We start from the raw sequence: 20,197 nt of genomic DNA on the forward strand, positions 1-20,197 counted from the left end.
TTAATCCTCCTTCCGATTCTTTATCAGTTCTGTCAGCTCCGGTACAACCTGATACAGATCATCCACGATGCAGTAATCTGCAACATTAAAGATCTGTGCCTCCGGATCATTGTTGATCGCTACGATACAGTCAGATCCTGTCATGCAGGAGGTAAACTGGATAGCACCGGATACGCCGCAGGTGATGATCAGCTTCGGACGGACAGTTCTTCCGGAAAGTCCGATCTGATGTGCAACATCTCCGAATCCGTTTTCTACCATAGGACGGGTGAAGGCAAGCTGTCCGCCAAGGGCATCTGCCAGTTCCCGGCACATTTCCACATCCTTTTCATTCCGGACACCACGGCCTGCTACTACCAGAACATCCTCTTCCTCAAGGCTCTTTACCTTATCAATGACCCTGGATGACAGAATCTTGATCCTGGAATCTGCCATTTTTTCATTTACCGGACATACAACCACCTGACCATGCGGATTTTTTACTTTTTCTGCCTTGTCCATAACCTTATAACGGACCGTGGCAAACTGTGGCCTTGATTTGGTGATGCCGATCTGAGCCATGATATTTCCGCCGAAAGCCGGTCTGATCTGGATCATATCGGTGTTGGAACGGATATCCAGAGTTGTGCAGTCTGCAGTCAGTCCCGTATGGAATCTGGTGGAAAGCCTCGGTGCAAGGGAACGCCCCAGCGCAGTAGCTCCGATCAGCACAGAGCTTGGTTTGTTTGCTGCGATACAGTCTGCAACTGCGTCTGTATAACAGTCTGCGCGGAAGCCTTCGAAGCCTTCATGCTCATATACGTACACATTGTCTACGCCATACGGCAGAAGCTTTTCCGCATTTTCCTTTGTTCCTTTTCCTCCGACGATCACACAGTTAACCTGATAACCGACTTTGACAGCCATCTTTCTTGCTTCTCCGATCAGCTCAAAGGTAACCGGATGGATCTCTCCTCTCTCCTGCTCCACATAGATAAGAAAGTTTTTCCATTTATCCTTGTCAAAGGATTTCGCCTTCTGCTCAAACCGGATAGCTTTCTCCGGGCAGTTACGAACGCAAAGCCCACACATACGACAGGCATCGCCTACAACAATTCCATTTCCCTCTATGGTAAGGGCCCCAAAAGGACATTTCTCCACGCATACTCCGCAGAGTACGCATTTGTTTATATCAAATTTTAAAAATTCCATGTTCCGCTTCCCCCTATATGATCTTCTTTCCGGTCAGGAGAGCAACAAGCTTGTCTGCCTTTTCCTTTGCAGTTCCTTCCAGATAAACCTGTTTTTCACTTTCCTCCGGCGCAAACATTTTTTCCACAGAGGTGGGGGAACCGATCAGTCCGTAACGGCTCAGATCCTGATCCGGCATATCTTCAAAGCTTAAGATCCGTACCGGACGGTCTGAAGTTGCCTTCTTTAATAAATAGGATGGCAGACGTGGCACGCAGGTATCCTTGTCAATGGTTAAAAGACATGGATACGGAATCTCGGAAACCTGGGAAACACTGACAAGATCCTGACGGACCTGAATGCTTTTTTCATTGACGTCCATGATCTCAGCTACCCATGCAGCATGTGGGATGGTCAGATGCTCTGCAATGGCCGGTCCAACCTGGGCTGTGTCACCATCTGTGGTCTGTCTTCCGCAGATGATCAGATCTGCACCGCCGATCACCTGGATTCCCTGTGCTAACGCATAAGAGGTTGCCAGAACATCCGCTCCCGCAAATTTTCGGTCTGAAAGGATCACGCCCTCATCAGCACCCATGGTATAAGCATCCCGGATCATCTCTTCCGCCTGAGGCGGTCCCATAGTAAGAACGGTTACAGTTCCGCCTGTTTTTTCCCGGATCGCAAGGGCTGTTTCCAATGCAAACAGATCATATGGATTAGTCCTTGTCTCACCGGACATTCGTTTCATGGCACCGGTTTCCGGATCGATATCAACCTTGGAAGTTGCCGGTACCTGCTTCATACATACAACGATCTTCATTTTCTATCTTCTTTCCTGTATTTTCACTTTTATTTTTTGCTTTAAAACGTTAAACAGCTGTATAAGTATAGCATTAACGTGGTATAAAGTCGAGAGGGTTTTGGTAAATTCTGCACAAAAAAGCATTGAAAAAACTTTTAAGCATGCTATAATTACTCTCCGTTATCAAATAAAGCAGACATATGAATCTTTACAATATCACATCGATCAAGGAGCATATATGTAATGGAAGACATCCGTGCAATCTACAGAATTTTCAACAATCTAAAATATGAAATGGAAAATAATGGATGGGTCTATCAGTGGCATTTAGGCGATGAACCTATAAAAGTAACTCATAAATTTAACCCTCCTGTAACACCTGAAGAATTTCAGCTGTTTGAAAAATATTTTCCCAATATGAAACTTCCTGCCTCATACAAAGCTTTTTTATCCTGCTCAAATGGCATGGAACTTTTTTGCGGAGAGGAAGGCAGTTCTTTAGTCAGCTGTACCATTTATTCTTTAAAAAGAGCGCTCAAAGAAAAGGAATCTTGGAATAGTACGCCTATTTTATCTGATCCGGAGTTTACATATCATCTTCCTGTTCTTTGCTTACAGGACATCGGCGATATAACCATGGATCTTCAGGCTGTATCAGAAGGCAGAGACGATTACCTATGCTATCCAGCTCCAGATACTGATCGTTTTAATATCCCTTTTAATGAATGGCTGGAAAGATATATCGTATGCCAGGGGCATGAATTCTGGTATTTCTTGAATCCATAAAACAGAAATTTTATGAATATTTTTCGTAAAAATACCCCGGAAGCCTTACGGTTCCGGGGTATCTTACGTTTGGACACAATGTACCTTGCGGTACTCAATATATATTAAATTAGGATGTTATACTAATTAACGGTTACTCGATAACTGTAGCAACACGTCCTGATCCTACAGTACGTCCACCCTCGCGATACTTTAATCCCGTTTTACCTCATATTTTTTATGGTTTTCTATCCAAAATACAGTGAAAAACGGCTGATTTGCACCATCTATTTTTATTTGCCTGATTTCTTGGCACCGTTTTGGCACCGGAATCCCTGGTCGAAAAGATTCTTTTCTACAGTTGCCCTACTCTCATCTGTCAACTTCATATTGCGCCGACAGTTTCAGGCGGTTATAATCAGAATATGGGTGCTACCATAACGGTAGGCGGTTAGTCCTTCAACAGAGGGTTGCAGAGTGCCACTGGCACTCGTTTTGCAACGACCGAAGTGAAACGGAGACCTGTGACCCTCTGATTACATAGAAACCCAAAAGGGAATCCACTGGAAAGAAGAACTAAGCCAATGAGTATTGTTGACTTCATAGCAGTAGTGAGCTTCGGCCTAACCTGCTTTTGTATCGGATATACATTAGGCAAGGATAATCATAAACCACAAAAATAACCGCCCAGTCTGCAAACTAAGCGGTTATTTTTGATAGATATTCTAAATAGTAAAACGGACTAACCGTCTATCGGTAGCACTCTTTTTTCTATAAGCATATTATCACGCATCTGTAAGAATGTCAAAAAGTTCTTTTTCATAGTATGTAATACGAATTTGAAAATACTTATAAGCCGAAAAAATACACCAGTACCAGCTTGATCACAGCAGCTCCACCAAAGGCAACAACTGCAGTTACAACTAATTGCATAGGTTTTGGGAAATTTTCGAACACAAAAACTTTCCTACTCTTGCTCCGCACCTTGCTTAAAGATCCTGTCGTAAATGCTGCTATCATTATGACTGACACAGATACCAAGGTCTCACAATAGCCGGCAAGCTTTCCTAACACATCATTATACATATATGCACCTGTTTCATGCAGAATCCAGTATAGAACCAATGCACAAACTCCCATGACACTTTGGAGCTTCATTTCCTTAAAAATCTTCTCTTTCTCTGTAGTTGCATAATCTGACATTGTTTTAGCAATTTTTCTTTCTTCTTCGTTCATCATCTCGCTTTTCCTTTCTCCACTGATAATCTCAGGAATGCTGATATCATAATAATCTGCAATATCCACAAGAATACTGATATCCGGCATATTGTTTCCGGTTTCCCATCTGGATACGGTCCTTCCAGAGACATTTAATATTTCTGCCAACTGCTCCTGTGTAATGCCTTTTTCTTTGCGAAGTTTTTTTAAAAAATTCCCGATTTTTACTTGGTCCACCTCAACTCCTCCTTTCATCATCAAATATAGAATCTGTTATCTGCAAATAACACGACACAAAGCGAGAAATGTCGTATTTTCACTAATAGACACAGTTGTCTATGCGTTTTTCATTTTTTCAATTATACAAACTGGAATTTGGCTATTTCGTTGCAACAATACTTATCCAATGATTTTTTGCATTTGAATACGTTTTGATCTCTGTAAAACCCGCTTCTTTCAAAGCGGCAACAAGTTGTTTAGATGTGTAAATCTTCATACCATTGATCATCTTTGTCCATTTTTCATCTGCGGCATTCGTTCCGTCACTCTCGTTACAAATCAGGAATATGCCTTCGCTTTTCAGCACACGGTTGACCTCGGAAAAGCATTTTACTAATCCTGGCCAAAAGTAAACTGTTTCGAAGGCAGAAACATAATCAAAAGTCGCGTCAGAAAAGGGTATAGCAGATACATCTCCTTGAACTACATTACATTTCCCTTGTTTAATGGCGAGGGCGTTCAATTTTTGAGATTTTGCCACACTAACCTCAGAATAATCCATTCCTGTCACGTGGCCATTTCTACATCTATCAAGCCAGACCGCAATATTTGCTCCGCCGCCACAGCCGACGTCAAGAACTTCAGCATCAGACTTCGTGGAGATATTTGAGAATCCCCATTGCGATAATTTGGCGTGACCGCTGTTCATCATCTTCGTCATCAATTTTCCGCCGAAGCCTTGTGGCTTACGGGTATTTTCAAAAAATCTCATTACAGAATTCCTCCTCCACAAATACCGGTTTTCTTAATTCGACAAACCGGTATTGCTCAATCGTTTTTCTCCGTTAGGAGAATATACAATCCATAAATAAAAAGAACAAGGAATAAAACCGTAGGAATCAATAATCCATTTTCTAAAATACTTATAATCATTCTTCCAGGTGGCGTTACCCATGCAGTTGCTGGATTTTGCATTGCCGCTATTATCATTCCTACAATACCAACAACACTACTTAATGTTAAAAAACCACCTTTTATATTTCTACTCATAATCATTACCTCCTCGTTAAATACCGATTTATCTCTTACATTTTATCATATTCTATCCCAAAACTCTATTCTTAGATTGCCAAAGAGCAGCCTTCCGACTGCTCTTTCTGGCTCCCCAGGCAAGTCTTTCGTGAATACTTCCTGTTGGCATTTGCTCCATTTGTCGCTTTTCTTCTAATGCCTTCTGCTCCTGTATATCCTGTTGTACCGCATCATCTACAGCATTTTCTCCAAGAACACGCACTACCCGGTCATATCTATCAGAAACATCCTGCAATTGTTGTTTTTCATCAAATAACTGCTCTTTTTCTTCACGCACTGCATCTAACTCTCTTTGTATTTGGTTATATGCTTGCTTTGTTTTCTGATATTTGTGTTTCCATTTTTCTACTTCTTCGGCAAGTTCTTTAACCTGTGCAGCCATCGCAGCAATTTTATTTTTCACCTGAGTAAACAGTGGTTTTATTTTCTTATCCCGGTAGGTTGTTGCACGTTCCAATGCACCAGCTTCTGGAAGTAGAGTTTTCACTGTTCCATATTCCTTTATTTCTTTGCTGACATTATCCATTACCGGCTGTAACCGTTCTCTGCGTTCTTCCAGGCTATGCAGATCTTTCTCGGCTTTTTCCGCACACTTCTCAGCTTCCTCTTTATCTTTAACTGCCTGCTCCTTGTCATCTTTTAAAAGCTGGATATTGTGGTAACAATCCGTCTGAAACTGCAATATCATCGTGATCCGGAACGTGCTGAACAGATCAAACAGATCAAAGGCTGGTAAAAAAATTACTCCTGTGAATAGCAAACATTCGCAGGAGTTTTTTTGGCACCGTTTTGGCACCGCTGGTCTTATTTTTCAATTTTAAATTTATCTTTACTTAGTCTTATTGATAAATTTCCTTTAATCTCCGCATTGAAAATTCATAGATGATTTTACTTTCCACCCAACAGAAAAACCCCGGAAACCTTACGGTTCCGGGGTATCTTACGTTTGGACACAATGTACCTTGCGGTACTCAATATATATTAAATTAGGATGTTATACTAATTAACGATTACTCGATGATTGTAGCAACACGTCCTGATCCTACAGTACGTCCACCTTCACGGATAGCGAATGTAAGACCCTGGCTCATAGCGATCGGATGAATCAGCTCGATTGTCATCTCGATGTTATCTCCAGGCATGCACATCTCTGTTCCCTCTGGAAGGTTGCAAACACCTGTTACGTCTGTTGTTCTGAAGTAGAACTGCGGACGATAGTTGTTGAAGAATGGTGTATGACGGCCACCCTCGTCTTTAGTCAGAACGTAAACCTGAGCTGTGAATTTTGTATGGCATGTAAGTGTTCCTGGTTTAGCAAGAACCTGTCCACGCTCGATCTCGTTTCTCTGAACACCACGAAGAAGTGCTCCGATGTTATCACCAGCCTGAGCCTCATCAAGAAGTTTACGGAACATCTCGATACCAGTTACAACAACTTTACGAGTCTCCTCTTTGATACCAACGATCTCAACCTCATCAGATACGTGAAGAACACCAGCCTCAACTCTACCAGTTGCAACTGTACCACGTCCTGTGATGGAGAATACATCCTCTACAGGCATTACGAACGGTTTATCTGTGTCACGCTGTGGGTCCGGAATGTAGCTGTCAACAGCATCCATAAGCTCCATGATCTTATCTCCCCATGGGCCAGCCGGATCCTCAAGAGCTTTAAGAGCAGAACCCTGGATAACCGGGATGTCATCTCCTGGGAAGTCATACTCGGAAAGAAGCTCACGAATCTCCATCTCTACGAGCTCAAGAAGCTCCTCATCGTCTACCATATCACATTTGTTCATGAATACAACGATGTAAGGAACACCTACCTGACGAGCAAGAAGAACGTGCTCTTTTGTCTGAGCCATAACACCATCTGTAGCTGCTACAACAAGGATAGCACCATCCATCTGAGCTGCACCTGTGATCATGTTCTTAACGTAGTCAGCATGTCCTGGGCAGTCAACATGTGCATAATGTCTCTTCTCTGTCTGATACTCAACGTGAGCTGTAGAAATTGTGATACCACGCTCTCTTTCTTCTGGAGCTTTATCGATATCTTCAAAGTTTTCTACTACGTTTCCAGCAACTCTCTCAGCCAGAACTTTTGTGATTGCAGCTGTTAAAGTTGTTTTACCATGGTCAACGTGTCCAATGGTACCAATGTTACAATGCGGTTTTGTTCTCTCAAACTTAGCCTTTGCCATTTTAAAATGTCCTCCTTAAAAAACTTGACTCTGTGATCAGAGCATTTTTTCAGATTTAAACTTGCTAACCTTGATTATATTGCAAACCAAGGTTATTTGCAAGCATTTTATTTATTTATAGTGGATCAGTCCTTCTTAGAAAGGATCTTCTCCTGTACAGACTTCGGAACCTGCTCATATTTCTCGAAGAACATAGAGTAGTTACCACGTCCCTGTGTTCTGGAACGAAGGTCTGTAGCATATCCGAACATCTCGGAAAGCGGAACATATCCACGGATCATCTTACCGCCACCGATATCTTCCATACCCTCGATACGTCCACGACGGGAGTTGATATCACCGATAACGTCACCCATGTAATCCTCTGGTGTAGTAACTTCGACCTTCATGATTGGCTCAAGAAGAATCGGAGCTGCTTTCTGCATAGCATCCTTGAATGCAAGAGAACCTGCAATGTGGAATGCCATCTCAGAAGAATCGACTTCATGGTAAGAACCATCGTATACATTTGCATGTACACCAACTACCGGGAATCCTCCGAGGATACCAGCTTTCATAGCTTCCTCGATACCTTCGCCAATTGCCGGGATGTATTCCTTCGGAATAGCACCACCAACAACTGTGGACTCGAACTTGTACAGCTCTTCTCCGTTGGCATCCATAGGCTCGAATTTAACTTTACAGTGACCATACTGTCCACGACCACCAGACTGTTTAGCATACTTGCTGTCTACATCAACAGGCTTGGTGATTGTCTCTTTGTAAGCAACCTGAGGTGCACCAACGTTAGCCTCAACCTTGAACTCACGAAGAAGACGGTCAACGATGATATCCAGGTGAAGCTCACCCATACCAGCGATAATGGTCTGTCCAGTTTCCTGATCTGTATGAGCACGGAATGTCGGGTCCTCCTCAGCAAGCTTAGCAAGTGCCTCACCAAGTTTGCCCTGTCCAGCTTTTGTCTTAGGCTCGATCGCGAGCTCGATAACTGGCTCCGGGAACTCCATGGACTCAAGGATTACCGGATGCTGCTCGTCACAGATTGTATCACCTGTTGTAGTGAATTTGAATCCGATCGCTGCAGCGATATCACCGGAGTAAACCTTATCCAGCTCCATACGTTTGTTAGCGTGCATCTGAAGAATACGTCCAACACGCTCTTTTTTATCTTTTGTGGCATTCAGTACATAAGAACCGGAGTTCATTGTTCCTGAATAAACACGGAAATAAGCAAGTTTTCCTACGAATGGGTCAGTCATGATCTTGAATGCAAGAGCGGAGAACGGCTCATCATCAGATGAATGTCTCTCAACTTCGTTGCCGTCAAGGTCAACACCCTTGATAGCCGGGATATCTGTAGGAGCCGGCATATACTCAAGGATTGCATCCAGAAGTTTCTGAACACCTTTGTTTCTGTAAGCGGAACCGCAGCAAACCGGTACTGCTGTACACTCACATGTAGCTTTTCTGAGGACAGCTTTCAGCTTGTCTACAGAAGGCTCATCTCCCTCAAGATACTCCATCATGAGGTCATCATCCAGCTCGCAGATCTTCTCGATCAGCTCTGTATGATAAAGTTCTGCATCTTCCTGCATATCCTCCGGGATATCAGTAATGGAGATGTCATCACCCTTCTCATCATTGTAGATGTATGCTTTCATCTCGAAAAGATCGATGATTCCTTTGAAGTCATCCTCTTTTCCGATCGGAAGCTGAAGGCAGATAGCGTTTTTACCAAGACGAGTCTTGATCTGCTCTACTGCACCGTAGAAGTTTGCACCAAGGATATCCATCTTGTTGATGAATGCCATACGAGGTACATTGTAGGTATCAGCCTGACGCCATACGTTCTCTGACTGCGGCTCAACACCACCCTTAGCACAGAAAACGCCGACAGCACCATCAAGTACACGAAGGGAACGCTCAACCTCAACAGTGAAGTCTACGTGTCCTGGTGTATCAATGATGTTGATACGATGCTCAAGAGCACCTGGCTTTGGCTTGCAGTTCTCCTCAAGAGTCCAGTGACATGTTGTAGCAGCGGATGTGATTGTGATACCACGCTCCTGCTCCTGCTCCATCCAGTCCATTGTCGCTGTACCTTCATGAGTATCACCGATCTTGTAGTTAACACCTGTGTAATAAAGAATACGCTCTGTAAGAGTTGTTTTACCAGCATCGATATGCGCCATGATACCGATATTTCTGGTTCTCTCTAATGGATATTCTCTTCCTTCTTTTCCAGCCAATGAATTTTCCTCCTCGAATTAGAAGCGATAGTGAGCAAATGCTTTATTTGCCTCAGCCATCTTGTGCATGTCTTCTTTTCTCTTAACGGATGCACCTGTGTTGTTCATTGCGTCCAGAAGCTCATTAGCCAGTCTTTCTTCCATTGTCTTCTCGCCTCTCTTACGTGAGAACATTGTAAGCCAACGAAGAGCAAGTGCCTGACGTCTGTCTGCTCTTACCTCGATCGGAACCTGATAAGTAGCACCACCGATACGTCTTGCTTTTACCTCGAGAACTGGCATGATATTGTTCATAGCCTCTTCAAATACTTCAATTGCTGGTTTACCAGCTTTTTCCTCTACTCTGGTGAATGCACCGTATACAATTTTCTGAGCAACACCTTTCTTACCGTCTAACATGATGTTATTGATAAGCTTGGTAACCACTTTGTTATTGTACATCGGGTCAGCCAGAACGTCTCTTTTCTGAGTATGTCCTTTACGTGGCACGTTACTTCCCTCCTTAATCATATTGATTATATCATCGGTACTCACGCAGTAAAACTATTGCATGTTCGCACTGGTAAGGTCCTATATTTAACCCGCAACCGACAGGGTATATGGAATACCGTACAAATCTTTATAGTCTTCCGCTGTAATACATTAGATGAATAATATCTTTGTAATCCTCCTGATTATCTGCAATCAGGAAGCGGCGTAGATTTCTGATCTACAAAAATTATTTTTTAACTTTAGGTCTCTTAGCTCCGTATTTGGAACGAGCCTGTTTTCTGTTAGCGACACCTGCGGTATCAAGAGTACCTCTGATGATGTGGTATCTTGTACCAGGTAAGTCCTTAACTCTTCCTCCACGGATAAGAACAACGCTATGCTCCTGAAGGTTGTGACCCTCTCCTGGAATATAACTTGTTACCTCGATACCGTTGGAAAGACGAACTCTGGCGATCTTTCTAAGAGCTGAGTTAGGCTTTTTAGGAGTAGCTGTTTTAACAGCAGTACAAACACCACGTTTCTGTGGAGCAGCCTGATCAACTGCTTTCTTTCTTAAAGAGTTGTATGTTTTCTGCAGAGCCGGTGCTGTAGATTTTTTAACAGCTGTCTGACGGCCCTTTCTTACTAACTGGTTGAATGTTGGCATTCCATTTCACCTCCCGATTTATTTCTCCATGGGCTTTCCCATGGGGCCTTGCGGTTGCTATTTACAAATTACGGCATGCGAAAATATAACGTTTCATTCGCACGCTTGCTCATTATAGACCGTAAATACAGGGCTTGTCAAGGTGTTTTATAAAGAATTTTTGCTGATTTTACAGGGGTTTTACACGGTTTTCTCCATAGATGTCACAACCTGCCGGAAATACCCATTTTTCTTCTGCTGATATACCAGAGTATTCCCAGTATTCCTGCTATTAATATAGAAAGAACTGCTCCCGCCTGCAGCCCCGGAGTCCGATATTTCATAGTAACCGTATGTGTCCCGGCCGAAAGCTTTACACCGGTAAGCCCCTGGATGCTTTTCCCATCGACCTTTTTCCCATCTACATAAATCTGCATATCAGGATCATAAAATATGCTGAGAAGGAGCATTCCATCCTTTGCTGCAGCTATGGTACCCTTTCCATTCTTCAGATCCATCTGCCGGGAAGAAAGCATTTCATAGATCTCATCCAGGTCCGATTCCCGGTAAGTTCCCAGAACCGCTTCCTGCGTTCCGGTTTCCGCAGTTACATGCACAACCGTATCCGTATCATAAGTGCCAAGATCCAGGAAATTATTATTCCAGTAATCGGATTTCTGCTCCTGGCCGTTGATCGTTACAGTTTCCGGCTCTGTCCCCGGAATATAGAGATACCCATGCTCCCCTTTTTTCAGCGAAATATCAAAATCCACAGTCCCGGCCCATACTGCTTCTGAAGACACCGTCTGCATTTTGTACAGTCTTTTTCCCGCAATACCGCTGAGCAGCCGGTTCTGAACCTCAAGTGGATCTGTTCCTTCCATTGCATAGTCCAGTACGGAATCACTGACCATATATCCTGCTTTCAGTGCTCTCGGATTCTCATAGAGATCAAAGGACTGGCTTTCTCCGATTTTTTTATAAACAGTATGAAGCTTTCTTGTATTCCTGCAAAACAGATATCGTATTCCCAGAAGCATATCCGCCACTTCCGTGGATCCCGCATACTGAAAACGATTTTCCAGATTTTCAAAGCCCATGTTTTTTACAAAATCCCACATTACCTCTGTATTAGTAGAGGAATACATAGATATCCCGTTCAGCTGATACAGCATCTCTTCATTTCTCACAAGAGGATTTACGATGGCGGCACGGTAATCCACCTGATCCACACCGGCAGATTCCAGTAATCCACAAACCTCCTGCTCACTTTCCACATAAATATCACGGTTTACGGTTCCATTATCTGTAATACTGACGATTCCATGAATTCCTGTCTCTGCAAGGATCAGCACTGCCAGCACCAGACATCCCAGCTTTCGGATCTCCACACAGCAGAAGGCATGACCGGACAGTTTTCCACAGATACACCGTTCCGTCCACATAACCAGAAAGAATACTGCAAGAACCCCTGCTGTAAGCAGAAGTCCCCAGATATTTCCGCTTTTGATCCCCACAACGATACAGAAGCCCTCTGCAGCGATCAGTCCGGCAAAAATTCTTCCTGTGCTTTCATTTTCCACATTTCCCCATGCATCACAGGACATTTTCAACAGCAGAAATATCAGGATGAACACAAAACGATTGGGGATTCCCACAGGTTTATGCAATCCGTGAAAAAGCAGATTCAGCGCTGTGATATGGATCCCCGCAAAATACAAAACGATCAATATACCTGTTACGATTTTTTCTGCTGTGCGGATTTCTTTATTCAGAAAATAAATCCCGGCAAAAAGCAGCACTGCACAGCCACAGTAAAGGTTCACATCTCCCTGGTCGCCGGATTTTACAAAGGACAGGGAATCCTCGAATAATGCGCCCAGCTGTTTCCAGATATCTCCGTACACTCCCGAAAGTCCGGTGCCTGCCTCTTCCGCCGCTGCAGTTCTGGATACCGCAGCAATTCCGGGGATCAGTGTGATTCCTGCAAGTCCGGCTCCGGCAACAGACGCCCCGGCAAATTTCAATAATGAAAAACGGATTTTCTCCGGCCGTCGACCGGATTCTGCCGCAGCCAGCTCTGCCAGATAATAAAAAGCAGCAAATGTGCATAACATAAATCCCATATAATAGCTGGTTAAAATACAGTACCCCAGCACCAGACAATACCCTCGCCATTTTCCGGTATGCACCAGCTGTTCAGTAAGATATGCAAGCACCGGAAGAAGCATGATACAGTCCAGCCACATCACATTGCTGTAATAGCCTATAAAAAAATCAGACAGTGCGTACATACAGCCAAGAGAAACTGCCATACTTCCTCTGCCCGGATATTTTTTCCCGGAATACCATGCCATGGATACGCTGCAAAGCCCTGCCTTGATCAGGATCACCGCAGTGACAGCCTCGTTTACATACATGAATTTCATAAACAGCAGTATTAGGAAGCTGAACGGACTGCAGAGATAATAGCAAAACAATCCGTAAAAATTATATCCCATGGCATGTGCAGACCAGGTCCAGCCCGTTCCCTTTCCAAGCTGCTCTGAAAGTTCCCTGTAAAAGGCTGTATACTGATGGACTCCATCTACCACCAGCGCCGAATTTTCTCCAAAAGGATAAACACCCTTCAATGCAAAGCCCAGCGTAAAGATCAGCACCGGAAACAGAAACGCCAGGAGATAGATCCACCCTCTGTTTCCCTGTTTTTTGTTTTTTTCCGCTTTCTGTATTCTTATTGGTCTCATTTCATTTCCTCGTCTGTCTGTAGTAATTCCAGTCCGTTCTGTTCTGGACAGCTGAATTATCTATCGGCTGTTATTTTTTTCTGATCCTCTGTATTCTGTAAATCAAACATCTGCGTTTTACTTTATCGCATGCTCATAAACTTGAACATTTTTGCAAAACAGATCATAGCATGTTTCCTACTGTATCATGTTTTTGTGAAATTACTGCGAATTTTTTCAGAGCAAAAGAAAAAAGCTGTCACATCATTGGAGACACAGAAAACTCCGCCGACGTAACAGCTTCTTTCTGAAGGAATCTGTGTACGCTGATCCACAGATCTATTCATGGGTGTAATTATTAACTTTATGTGATGAGTTTTTTAGTTCCCGGCCTGTATGATACGGACATTCACATATCCTGAGGTGGCTGTTTACAGGTTAAGAACTATTATGGATATATGATAGCATGGCCATATACATTTGTAAAATTGATATTTCGTGTTTATAATATAGAATATTTTAATATTTATCAAACGGATAAAAGCCTCTACCACACGGTAAAATCCTGTTTTTATAAAACGGTATAGCCTCTGGATTTCAGGCAGGATCTCACTTCCATGATATCCTCGGTATGGAATACCATGATCGGCTTGCCGGAATCACGGTTAAAGGAGAGGTACAGATAATCCACGCTCACATTACTGTCCTTCAGTGTAAGAAGCAGATCATTCAGATTTCCAGTCTTATCCTCAACCTCCACTCCGATCACCTCGATCACGTGGCAGAGATATCCGGCAGCGATCAGAGCCTCCATTGCCTTATCCGGCTCCGAAACTACCATTCGTACGATTCCGTACTCTGCGCTGTCATTGGTTACAGAGCCCAGAATGTTGATATCCTCATCCTTCAGGATACCGGTAATGTTCTGCATAACACCCTTTTTATTTTCTGCATAGATGGATAACTGTTTCAGCATGATAAAATCCTCTCTTTCCTATGTGCTTTATTTTGCTGTTCTATCGTATGATAAATCTTCGCACATCTTATCAGGTATGTCAACCAGAGCAAGCCGGATAATAACACAGACATTCATATTTTAGTTTACCCGGCTCCATAAACACTGATATTTTATGATCAGCATTTAACCCGGACCGCCTGTTCACCGCATGTGAGCATGGAGATATTTTTCCCGGGTAGCGATACCTCCCCGGATATGTCGCTCCTGCTTGTTTACATCCAGTACCTTGCGAACTTCTATGGCCAGAGCCGGATTGATCACTTTCAGGCGTTCTACGCAATCCTTATGTACCGTACTCTTACTGATCCCGAATTTCTTAGCTGCCTGCCGCACCGTAGCCTTTGTTTCAACAATATATCCTGCGATCTCAACTGCACGTTCTTCAATATAATCCTTCACTGCCAAGCCCCCGAAGACGCTTTTTTACAGTGTATGCAGAGGCTTTTTCAGGTATGAGCCCTATTCTGTGCAAAGCTCCTTATAATAATTTAATTCTTTTTCGCCTGCTTATAAAGCACAAGACAGACGATCACAAACACAACCGTAACCGCTACGGTAAGTGGAAGGATCATAGAAGAGCCCGCCCCGAGCAGAAGGCCAAATCCCTGTCTCAGCGTCAGGATTCCAAAAATGGAAAAAATAACAAATGCAACTGTATTGAGGATTCCCTCCGGTGCCTTGCTTTTCAGAAGATATCCGATCAGAAGTCCGATCACATCCGCTGCAAAAAGTCCCAGTGAACAGGCAAGCCATACCACAACCGCCGAACTCAGTCCCTCATTGGCACCAAATGTAATTGCGGTAAGCTGTGTCTTATCCCCCAGCTCCGCAACAAAAAATGTACAAAATACAGACAGCGGTGCAAATTTGATCTTGCGATCCTTAACATTCTCCTCCTCATCATCGTCACCCTTCAGCGTTGTCACCGCAAAAAACAGGAACGCTGCACCTGCGATCAGACGGATCAGCCAGGTAGGGACCACGGTACTGATAATACCTCCTGCAAGCACTGCCAGTCCGTTGAGCACCAGGACAGCAACACCGGTTCCAAGCAAAATATCCTTCAGCTTGAACCTGGAAGTCATTGCCACCAGCATCAGCTGTGTTTTGTCACCCATTTCCGCAATAAACTGGGTAAAAAGCACTTTCATAAATAACAGCATCTTTCTTCTCCTTTGCATATTCATCCGCTTCGGAGCCATAAAAAAAGACCCACGTATACTCTATCTCTGTAACAGAAATAAAATATACATGAGTCTCATTCTTTAAGATTTGCCAGGTGCATGCACCAGTATGTTGACAAACCACGTCTACACGCGAATTACTCCCTCACGGAATTGATTTTCGTCATTGTAGCAAAGTTGAGAAATTTTGTCAAGAGCATTAAAAAGCTCCGCCTGTGCTGTACAAGAGAACCGGCGATTCATGCCGACACCACTAGAAATCCCTGCCTGCACCGCCACCGCCGAAGCTTCCTCCGTCTCCGGAGCTTCCGCTGTCGTAGCTGTCATAATCATCATCTCTGTCATCGTCATTACCGGAACTTCCGCCGCTGCTTTTTCCCCCTCTTCCCAGGATCCAGCTCAGCGGAAACAGGGAATTAAAGAGCCGATGCAGTACACTCATACGGCTGAAATTCTTTTTCCAGTAGTCTGCGGTATCCTTTCCCGACAATTTCATTATCAGGCCCTTCAGAACCAGAACCATAGTTACGATAAGAAATACAGGCAGCATCACGCACAGCAGATATGCGCCCACCATGAGCAAAACGATCATTACAAGCCCCAGCGCGATCTCCCAGACAGTTCCCTCATCCTCATCGTCGTCCACATCCTGCTGCACCTTCTCATACCTGGGAGCTGTTATCTTCTCCAGGCCGTATTCCTCACGGATCTCATTTAGCAGTGCATAATAAAGCTCCACGGTACCTTTTTCAAACTGATTGTCTTTATAGGAAGGAACTGCATATTCATCCAGAAGTCGTCCGGTCTTTGAATCAGGCAGCTTTCCCTCAAGACCGTAGCCGACAGATACCCAGACTTTACGGTCCGAAATCGAAAGGACGATCAGGACACCATTATTTTTCTTCTTTGAACCAATTCCCCATTTGCGGCCGGTTTCCACTGCATAATCACTGATGTCTTCCCCATCGGTGGTATCCACGGTAAGGACAACCAGCTGCGCTGTGGTATCCTCATACAGCTGCTCACCAGCCTTGCAAAGCTCTTCCTTCCAGGTATCGCTGAAAACCCCTGCATAATCATTAACATAGAATTCTTTTGTGGCAGACGGGATCTTCCCGAAAGCTGCCAGCGTACTTCCGGACAGCGTCAATACAAAAGCCAGCAGCACAGCCATCCGTCCGATCCATTTTTTCATAGGATATTCTCCCTCTATCCGTTCTTTCATTTCATCAGAACAATGGTCTGATCTTATCACTCTGCCAGCATATCCCCTACATCCGGCGTATCTGCTGCTGAATCATCGGCCTCAAAATATGACGCCTTCTCAAAGCCAAACATGGAACCAAATACATTCCCGGGGAATTTCACAAGCCTTGTGTTATAAGCTTTCACAGCCTCATTATAATCTTTTCTCGCTACAGAGATCCGGTTTTCACTTCCGGACAGTTCATCCATCAGGCCCACATAAGTAGTATCACTTTTCAGTTCCGGATAATTTTCCACCACAACCTTCAGACCGGAAAGTGCACTGTCCATCTGCTGATCTGCCTCAGATTTCTCTTCCACGGTATCTGCATTCATCAGCTGGTCCCGCGCCTCCAGAACCCTGTCAACAACCCCCGTCTCATGCTTCGTGTAACTTTTTACCGTGCTGACAAGATTCGGGATCAGATCTGCACGTCTCTGCAGCATGGTATCCACATCAGCCTCTGCAGTTTCCACAGCTTCTTTACTTCCAGCAAGCCCGTTGTAACTGAGCATAAGTCCTCCGGCAAGGACCACGATCACTGCAATAACAGCCAAAAATACTTTCTTCATCTCTTTTCCTCCCTTCCGATATCACAGATAACCTTTCAGCCTGCGATACAGGATTTTTTATATCCCCATTGTACCAGAGCATACAGGATTCCACCAGAAAAACTCACCTTTTCGGTCAGAATTTTTCTGCTATTTCCATAAGTCCCTGATATATTTTTTCGGAAAGCGGAATGGAAACACCAAGTCTCTTCGCTTCTTTCACAATATAGCCGCTGAAGGTTTCCAGCTCCGTCTGTTTTCTCCGGATGCGAAAATCTCTCTGCAGGGAGCTGGTTGCATTATCTGCATGTACATGGCGGAATTTATGGATTACCTCATTGATGTGCTCATCCGTCAACGCAACCCCCTTGGCCTGACCTACACTGGCAGCTTCCCATACAAGCTTCTCATACTGCTGCGCTTTCACCGGATCTCTGCGGAGCTCCCCGATGGTATTATCATAAAAAGCAGTCATCACATTAAAGGCACAGTTGAGGATATACTTTCTCCAGATTTCCACCTCGATATCCCCCTGATCCTTATAGTCAATATCCGCACCTTTCAGGATCCCTGCCACTTCTGCAACTTTCTTCTGCTGCCGTTCATCCGCATCTTTTATTCCAATACAAAGCCACGTAAACGTATCCTGCTGGGAAATGGAAAAATCCTCATTGGCAAAAGCCACCGTATAGATCAGCGAATCCACAACCGTTCCCTTACCAACCAGACGGCGGATGTTTTCTCCCGGGTCCACACCATTCATCACCGGAATGATCACTGTATCATCCGTGACCATGTCCCGGATACTTTCGCACACCTCCGCCAGTGAATAATTTTTTACACAGATAAAAATATAATCCTGCTGTCCCATATCCTGAATTGGAACTACCCGCTCTGGCTTTGCCACAATCTCACCCTTATAATCACTGTGAAGCACCAGGCCTTTTTTCCGGATGCTCTCTGCCCTGGCGCCACGTGCAACCATCGTCACATGAGGATACGCCTTCGCCAGCAGCCCGGCTATGTAACCACCAACACCACCAATTCCGATCACTGCGATCTTTTTCTCTTCTGTATTCATATTTTCTGTTTCCTTTCCTGCTGTTTCTCCCTGAAAACTTACCCGCCCCGGAAAAAATGTGGATATTCACGGTCCGCATTAACAAACAGCATGGATATTCACAATCTACATTCGCTACCTGCTCATTGTATCAAATATTCCCATACATTTCCAGAAAGCAATTTTCAGTAATATCCTATTCGAAAAAAATACAGAAACTTTTTATCCCGTCTTTTTTTGTCCTGGATTCTGGTGTATACTGGATATAAATTTTTTACGAAAAAAATAAAAATGTGAGGTGACAAAAATGGATACCAAACCCGTTTTTCACGGAAGTGATATAGAAAAGATCTGCAGCTACTACAATCTGAAAAAAGAAAACATCGTCAAATTCGGTGCAAATGTCAATCCTCTGGGACTTTCCCCAAAAGCCGGCAGAGCCATTGCAGAACACGTGGATATCCTTTCCTCCTACCCGGACAGAGAATACACATCCCTTCGAAATACGATTTCCAGCTACTGCAATATTCCCGCTGATTTCATTCTTCCGGGAAACGGCTCCAGCGAATTGATCTCCCTTCTGATCCAGGAGCGTGCCCCGAAGCATACTCTGATCCTTGGACCTACCTATTCTGAATACTCCAGAGAGCTCTCTTTCTCCGGAAGTACCCAGGAATACTACCACCTTCAGGAAAGCAATGATTTCGAGCCGGACATTCCGGATCTCTGTCGGAAGCTGGAGCAGGGCTATGATTTTCTCATCCTCTGCAATCCCAACAATCCGACCTCCTCTGCCATCATCCAGGAAGAGCTTCGCAGACTTATCGGTTTCTGTGCAGAAAAAAATATCTTCGTGATGATCGACGAAACCTATGTGGAATTTGCCCCGGATATCAACGCCATCACCGCAGTTCCGCTGACACGGGAATTCACCAATCTCATGGTACTCCGCGGCGTATCCAAATTCTTCGCTGCTCCCGGAATGCGCCTGGGCTACGGCATCACCGGAAATATGGACTTTCTTGCAAAAATGCGCGAAAAACAGACACCATGGTCACTTAACAGCCTTGGTGCCTTTGCAGGAGAGATCATGCTGCAGGATGAAGATTATATTAAAGAAACCAGAAATCTGATCCTTTCCGAACGCGACCGGATGATCCGGGAACTAAGGGATACAGACACCTACAAAATCTATCCCGCCTATGCAAACTTTATCCTGCTCCGGATCCTGAAAAACGGACTGACCTCCTATGACGTATTTGAAGCCTGCATCAGACAAGGCATGATGATCCGTGACTGTTCTTCCTTCCAGTGCCTGGACGGGGAATTTGTACGATTCTGTATTATGATGCCGGAGGATAATTCACGGCTTGTTAAAGTGCTGAAATCGCTGTAAAAGCTGTACAATACGATCCTGGATTTCCGGATCCCCTGTTTTATGTCTCCTATGCCTGACAGACATTTCTGTCAGGCATTTTTTTACCTGCATATTTTTCTGCAAGGATCACATTCTCACAACATACAGGGCCTCTTTTTTGTTTGAATACTATACGTTTTTACATCATTCTCAAAC

The 20,197-nt window shown here is 44.1% G+C and carries 19 protein-coding genes; 2 read left to right on the forward strand and 17 right to left on the reverse strand.

The window, feature by feature from the left end:
• Together GPK58_RS07180 and GPK58_RS07185 are read right to left on the reverse strand one after the other, a co-directional pair.
• Positions 1-1,191, reverse strand: coding sequence for an electron transfer flavoprotein subunit alpha (locus GPK58_RS07180; RefSeq protein ID WP_092072303.1), 1,191 nt, complete (start codon positions 1,189-1,191; stop codon positions 1-3).
• 13 nt (positions 1,192-1,204) lie between these two features.
• On the reverse strand, positions 1,205-1,993 hold the full coding sequence (locus tag GPK58_RS07185) for an electron transfer flavoprotein subunit beta/FixA family protein (RefSeq protein WP_021650628.1): 789 nt from the start codon (positions 1,991-1,993) through the stop codon (positions 1,205-1,207).
• Between the two features lie 225 nt (positions 1,994-2,218).
• Between GPK58_RS07185 and GPK58_RS07190 the strand changes: the two genes are divergently transcribed.
• Positions 2,219-2,761 (forward strand): SMI1/KNR4 family protein, encoded by a 543-nt coding sequence (locus GPK58_RS07190; RefSeq protein ID WP_015526348.1) that lies wholly within the window; start codon positions 2,219-2,221, stop codon positions 2,759-2,761.
• 828 nt (positions 2,762-3,589) lie between these two features.
• On the opposite strand, the gene GPK58_RS07195 is transcribed toward GPK58_RS07190, so the two are convergent.
• The 15 genes from GPK58_RS07195 to GPK58_RS07265 all read right to left on the reverse strand — a co-directional run bounded on the left by GPK58_RS07195 (position 3,590) and on the right by GPK58_RS07265 (position 18,645).
• Entirely contained in the window at positions 3,590-4,195 is a 606-nt protein-coding gene (locus tag GPK58_RS07195) for a helix-turn-helix domain-containing protein (RefSeq protein ID WP_227574254.1), read from the reverse strand.
• A gap of 142 nt (positions 4,196-4,337) precedes the next feature.
• Positions 4,338-4,949, reverse strand: coding sequence for a class I SAM-dependent methyltransferase (locus tag GPK58_RS07200; RefSeq protein ID WP_021650335.1), 612 nt, complete (start codon positions 4,947-4,949; stop codon positions 4,338-4,340).
• Positions 4,950-5,005: 56 nt separating this feature from the next.
• On the reverse strand, positions 5,006-5,227 hold the full coding sequence (locus tag GPK58_RS07205) for a hypothetical protein (RefSeq protein WP_044960621.1): 222 nt from the start codon (positions 5,225-5,227) through the stop codon (positions 5,006-5,008).
• 52 nt (positions 5,228-5,279) lie between these two features.
• A complete protein-coding gene (locus GPK58_RS07210) occupies positions 5,280-5,957 on the reverse strand; it encodes a hypothetical protein (RefSeq protein WP_015526358.1) in 678 nt (225 codons plus the stop codon).
• Positions 5,958-6,279: 322 nt separating this feature from the next.
• On the reverse strand, positions 6,280-7,473 hold the full coding sequence (tuf, locus tag GPK58_RS07215; RefSeq protein ID WP_215638428.1) for an elongation factor Tu: 1,194 nt from the start codon (positions 7,471-7,473) through the stop codon (positions 6,280-6,282).
• Between the two features lie 125 nt (positions 7,474-7,598).
• Positions 7,599-9,722 (reverse strand): elongation factor G, encoded by a 2,124-nt coding sequence (fusA, locus tag GPK58_RS07220; RefSeq protein ID WP_255363785.1) that lies wholly within the window; start codon positions 9,720-9,722, stop codon positions 7,599-7,601.
• An 18-nt stretch (positions 9,723-9,740) separates the two neighbouring features.
• Positions 9,741-10,211 carry a 30S ribosomal protein S7 gene (gene rpsG / locus GPK58_RS07225; protein ID WP_059086633.1) on the reverse strand — a complete coding sequence of 157 codons (471 nt, stop codon included), beginning with the start codon at positions 10,209-10,211 and terminating at the stop codon, positions 9,741-9,743.
• A 229-nt stretch (positions 10,212-10,440) separates the two neighbouring features.
• Positions 10,441-10,860, reverse strand: a complete 420-nt coding sequence (rpsL, locus tag GPK58_RS07230) for a 30S ribosomal protein S12 (protein ID WP_015526360.1) — start codon at positions 10,858-10,860, stop codon at positions 10,441-10,443.
• A 203-nt stretch (positions 10,861-11,063) separates the two neighbouring features.
• Positions 11,064-13,586, reverse strand: a complete 2,523-nt coding sequence (locus tag GPK58_RS07235) for a YfhO family protein (RefSeq protein WP_215638429.1) — start codon at positions 13,584-13,586, stop codon at positions 11,064-11,066.
• A 550-nt stretch (positions 13,587-14,136) separates the two neighbouring features.
• Positions 14,137-14,541 carry an ACT domain-containing protein gene (locus tag GPK58_RS07240; protein ID WP_022426578.1) on the reverse strand — a complete coding sequence of 135 codons (405 nt, stop codon included), beginning with the start codon at positions 14,539-14,541 and terminating at the stop codon, positions 14,137-14,139.
• Positions 14,542-14,724: 183 nt separating this feature from the next.
• The gene (gene spoIIID / locus GPK58_RS07245) at positions 14,725-14,982 is read right to left on the reverse strand and encodes a sporulation transcriptional regulator SpoIIID (protein WP_021653046.1); all 258 of its coding nucleotides are present in this window, start codon (positions 14,980-14,982) and stop codon (positions 14,725-14,727) included.
• 89 nt (positions 14,983-15,071) lie between these two features.
• Complete coding sequence (locus GPK58_RS07250; RefSeq protein WP_118752649.1) at positions 15,072-15,746, reverse strand: TMEM165/GDT1 family protein; 675 nt, start codon at positions 15,744-15,746, stop codon at positions 15,072-15,074.
• A 274-nt stretch (positions 15,747-16,020) separates the two neighbouring features.
• Positions 16,021-16,962 carry a TPM domain-containing protein gene (locus GPK58_RS07255; protein WP_215638430.1) on the reverse strand — a complete coding sequence of 314 codons (942 nt, stop codon included), beginning with the start codon at positions 16,960-16,962 and terminating at the stop codon, positions 16,021-16,023.
• 56 nt (positions 16,963-17,018) lie between these two features.
• Complete coding sequence (locus tag GPK58_RS07260; protein ID WP_215638431.1) at positions 17,019-17,585, reverse strand: LemA family protein; 567 nt, start codon at positions 17,583-17,585, stop codon at positions 17,019-17,021.
• Between the two features lie 115 nt (positions 17,586-17,700).
• Complete coding sequence (locus GPK58_RS07265; protein ID WP_059086618.1) at positions 17,701-18,645, reverse strand: ketopantoate reductase family protein; 945 nt, start codon at positions 18,643-18,645, stop codon at positions 17,701-17,703.
• 286 nt (positions 18,646-18,931) lie between these two features.
• Here GPK58_RS07265 and GPK58_RS07270 point away from each other — a divergent pair, with 286 nt between their 5' ends.
• Positions 18,932-20,020, forward strand: a complete 1,089-nt coding sequence (locus tag GPK58_RS07270; RefSeq protein ID WP_215638432.1) for a pyridoxal phosphate-dependent aminotransferase — start codon at positions 18,932-18,934, stop codon at positions 20,018-20,020.
• Positions 20,021-20,197 lie beyond the last annotated feature (177 nt).

The sequence above is a fragment of the Blautia sp. MCC270 genome, assembly GCF_018785605.1.
Taxonomy (GTDB): Bacteria; Bacillota; Clostridia; order Lachnospirales; family Lachnospiraceae; genus Blautia_A; species Blautia_A fusiformis.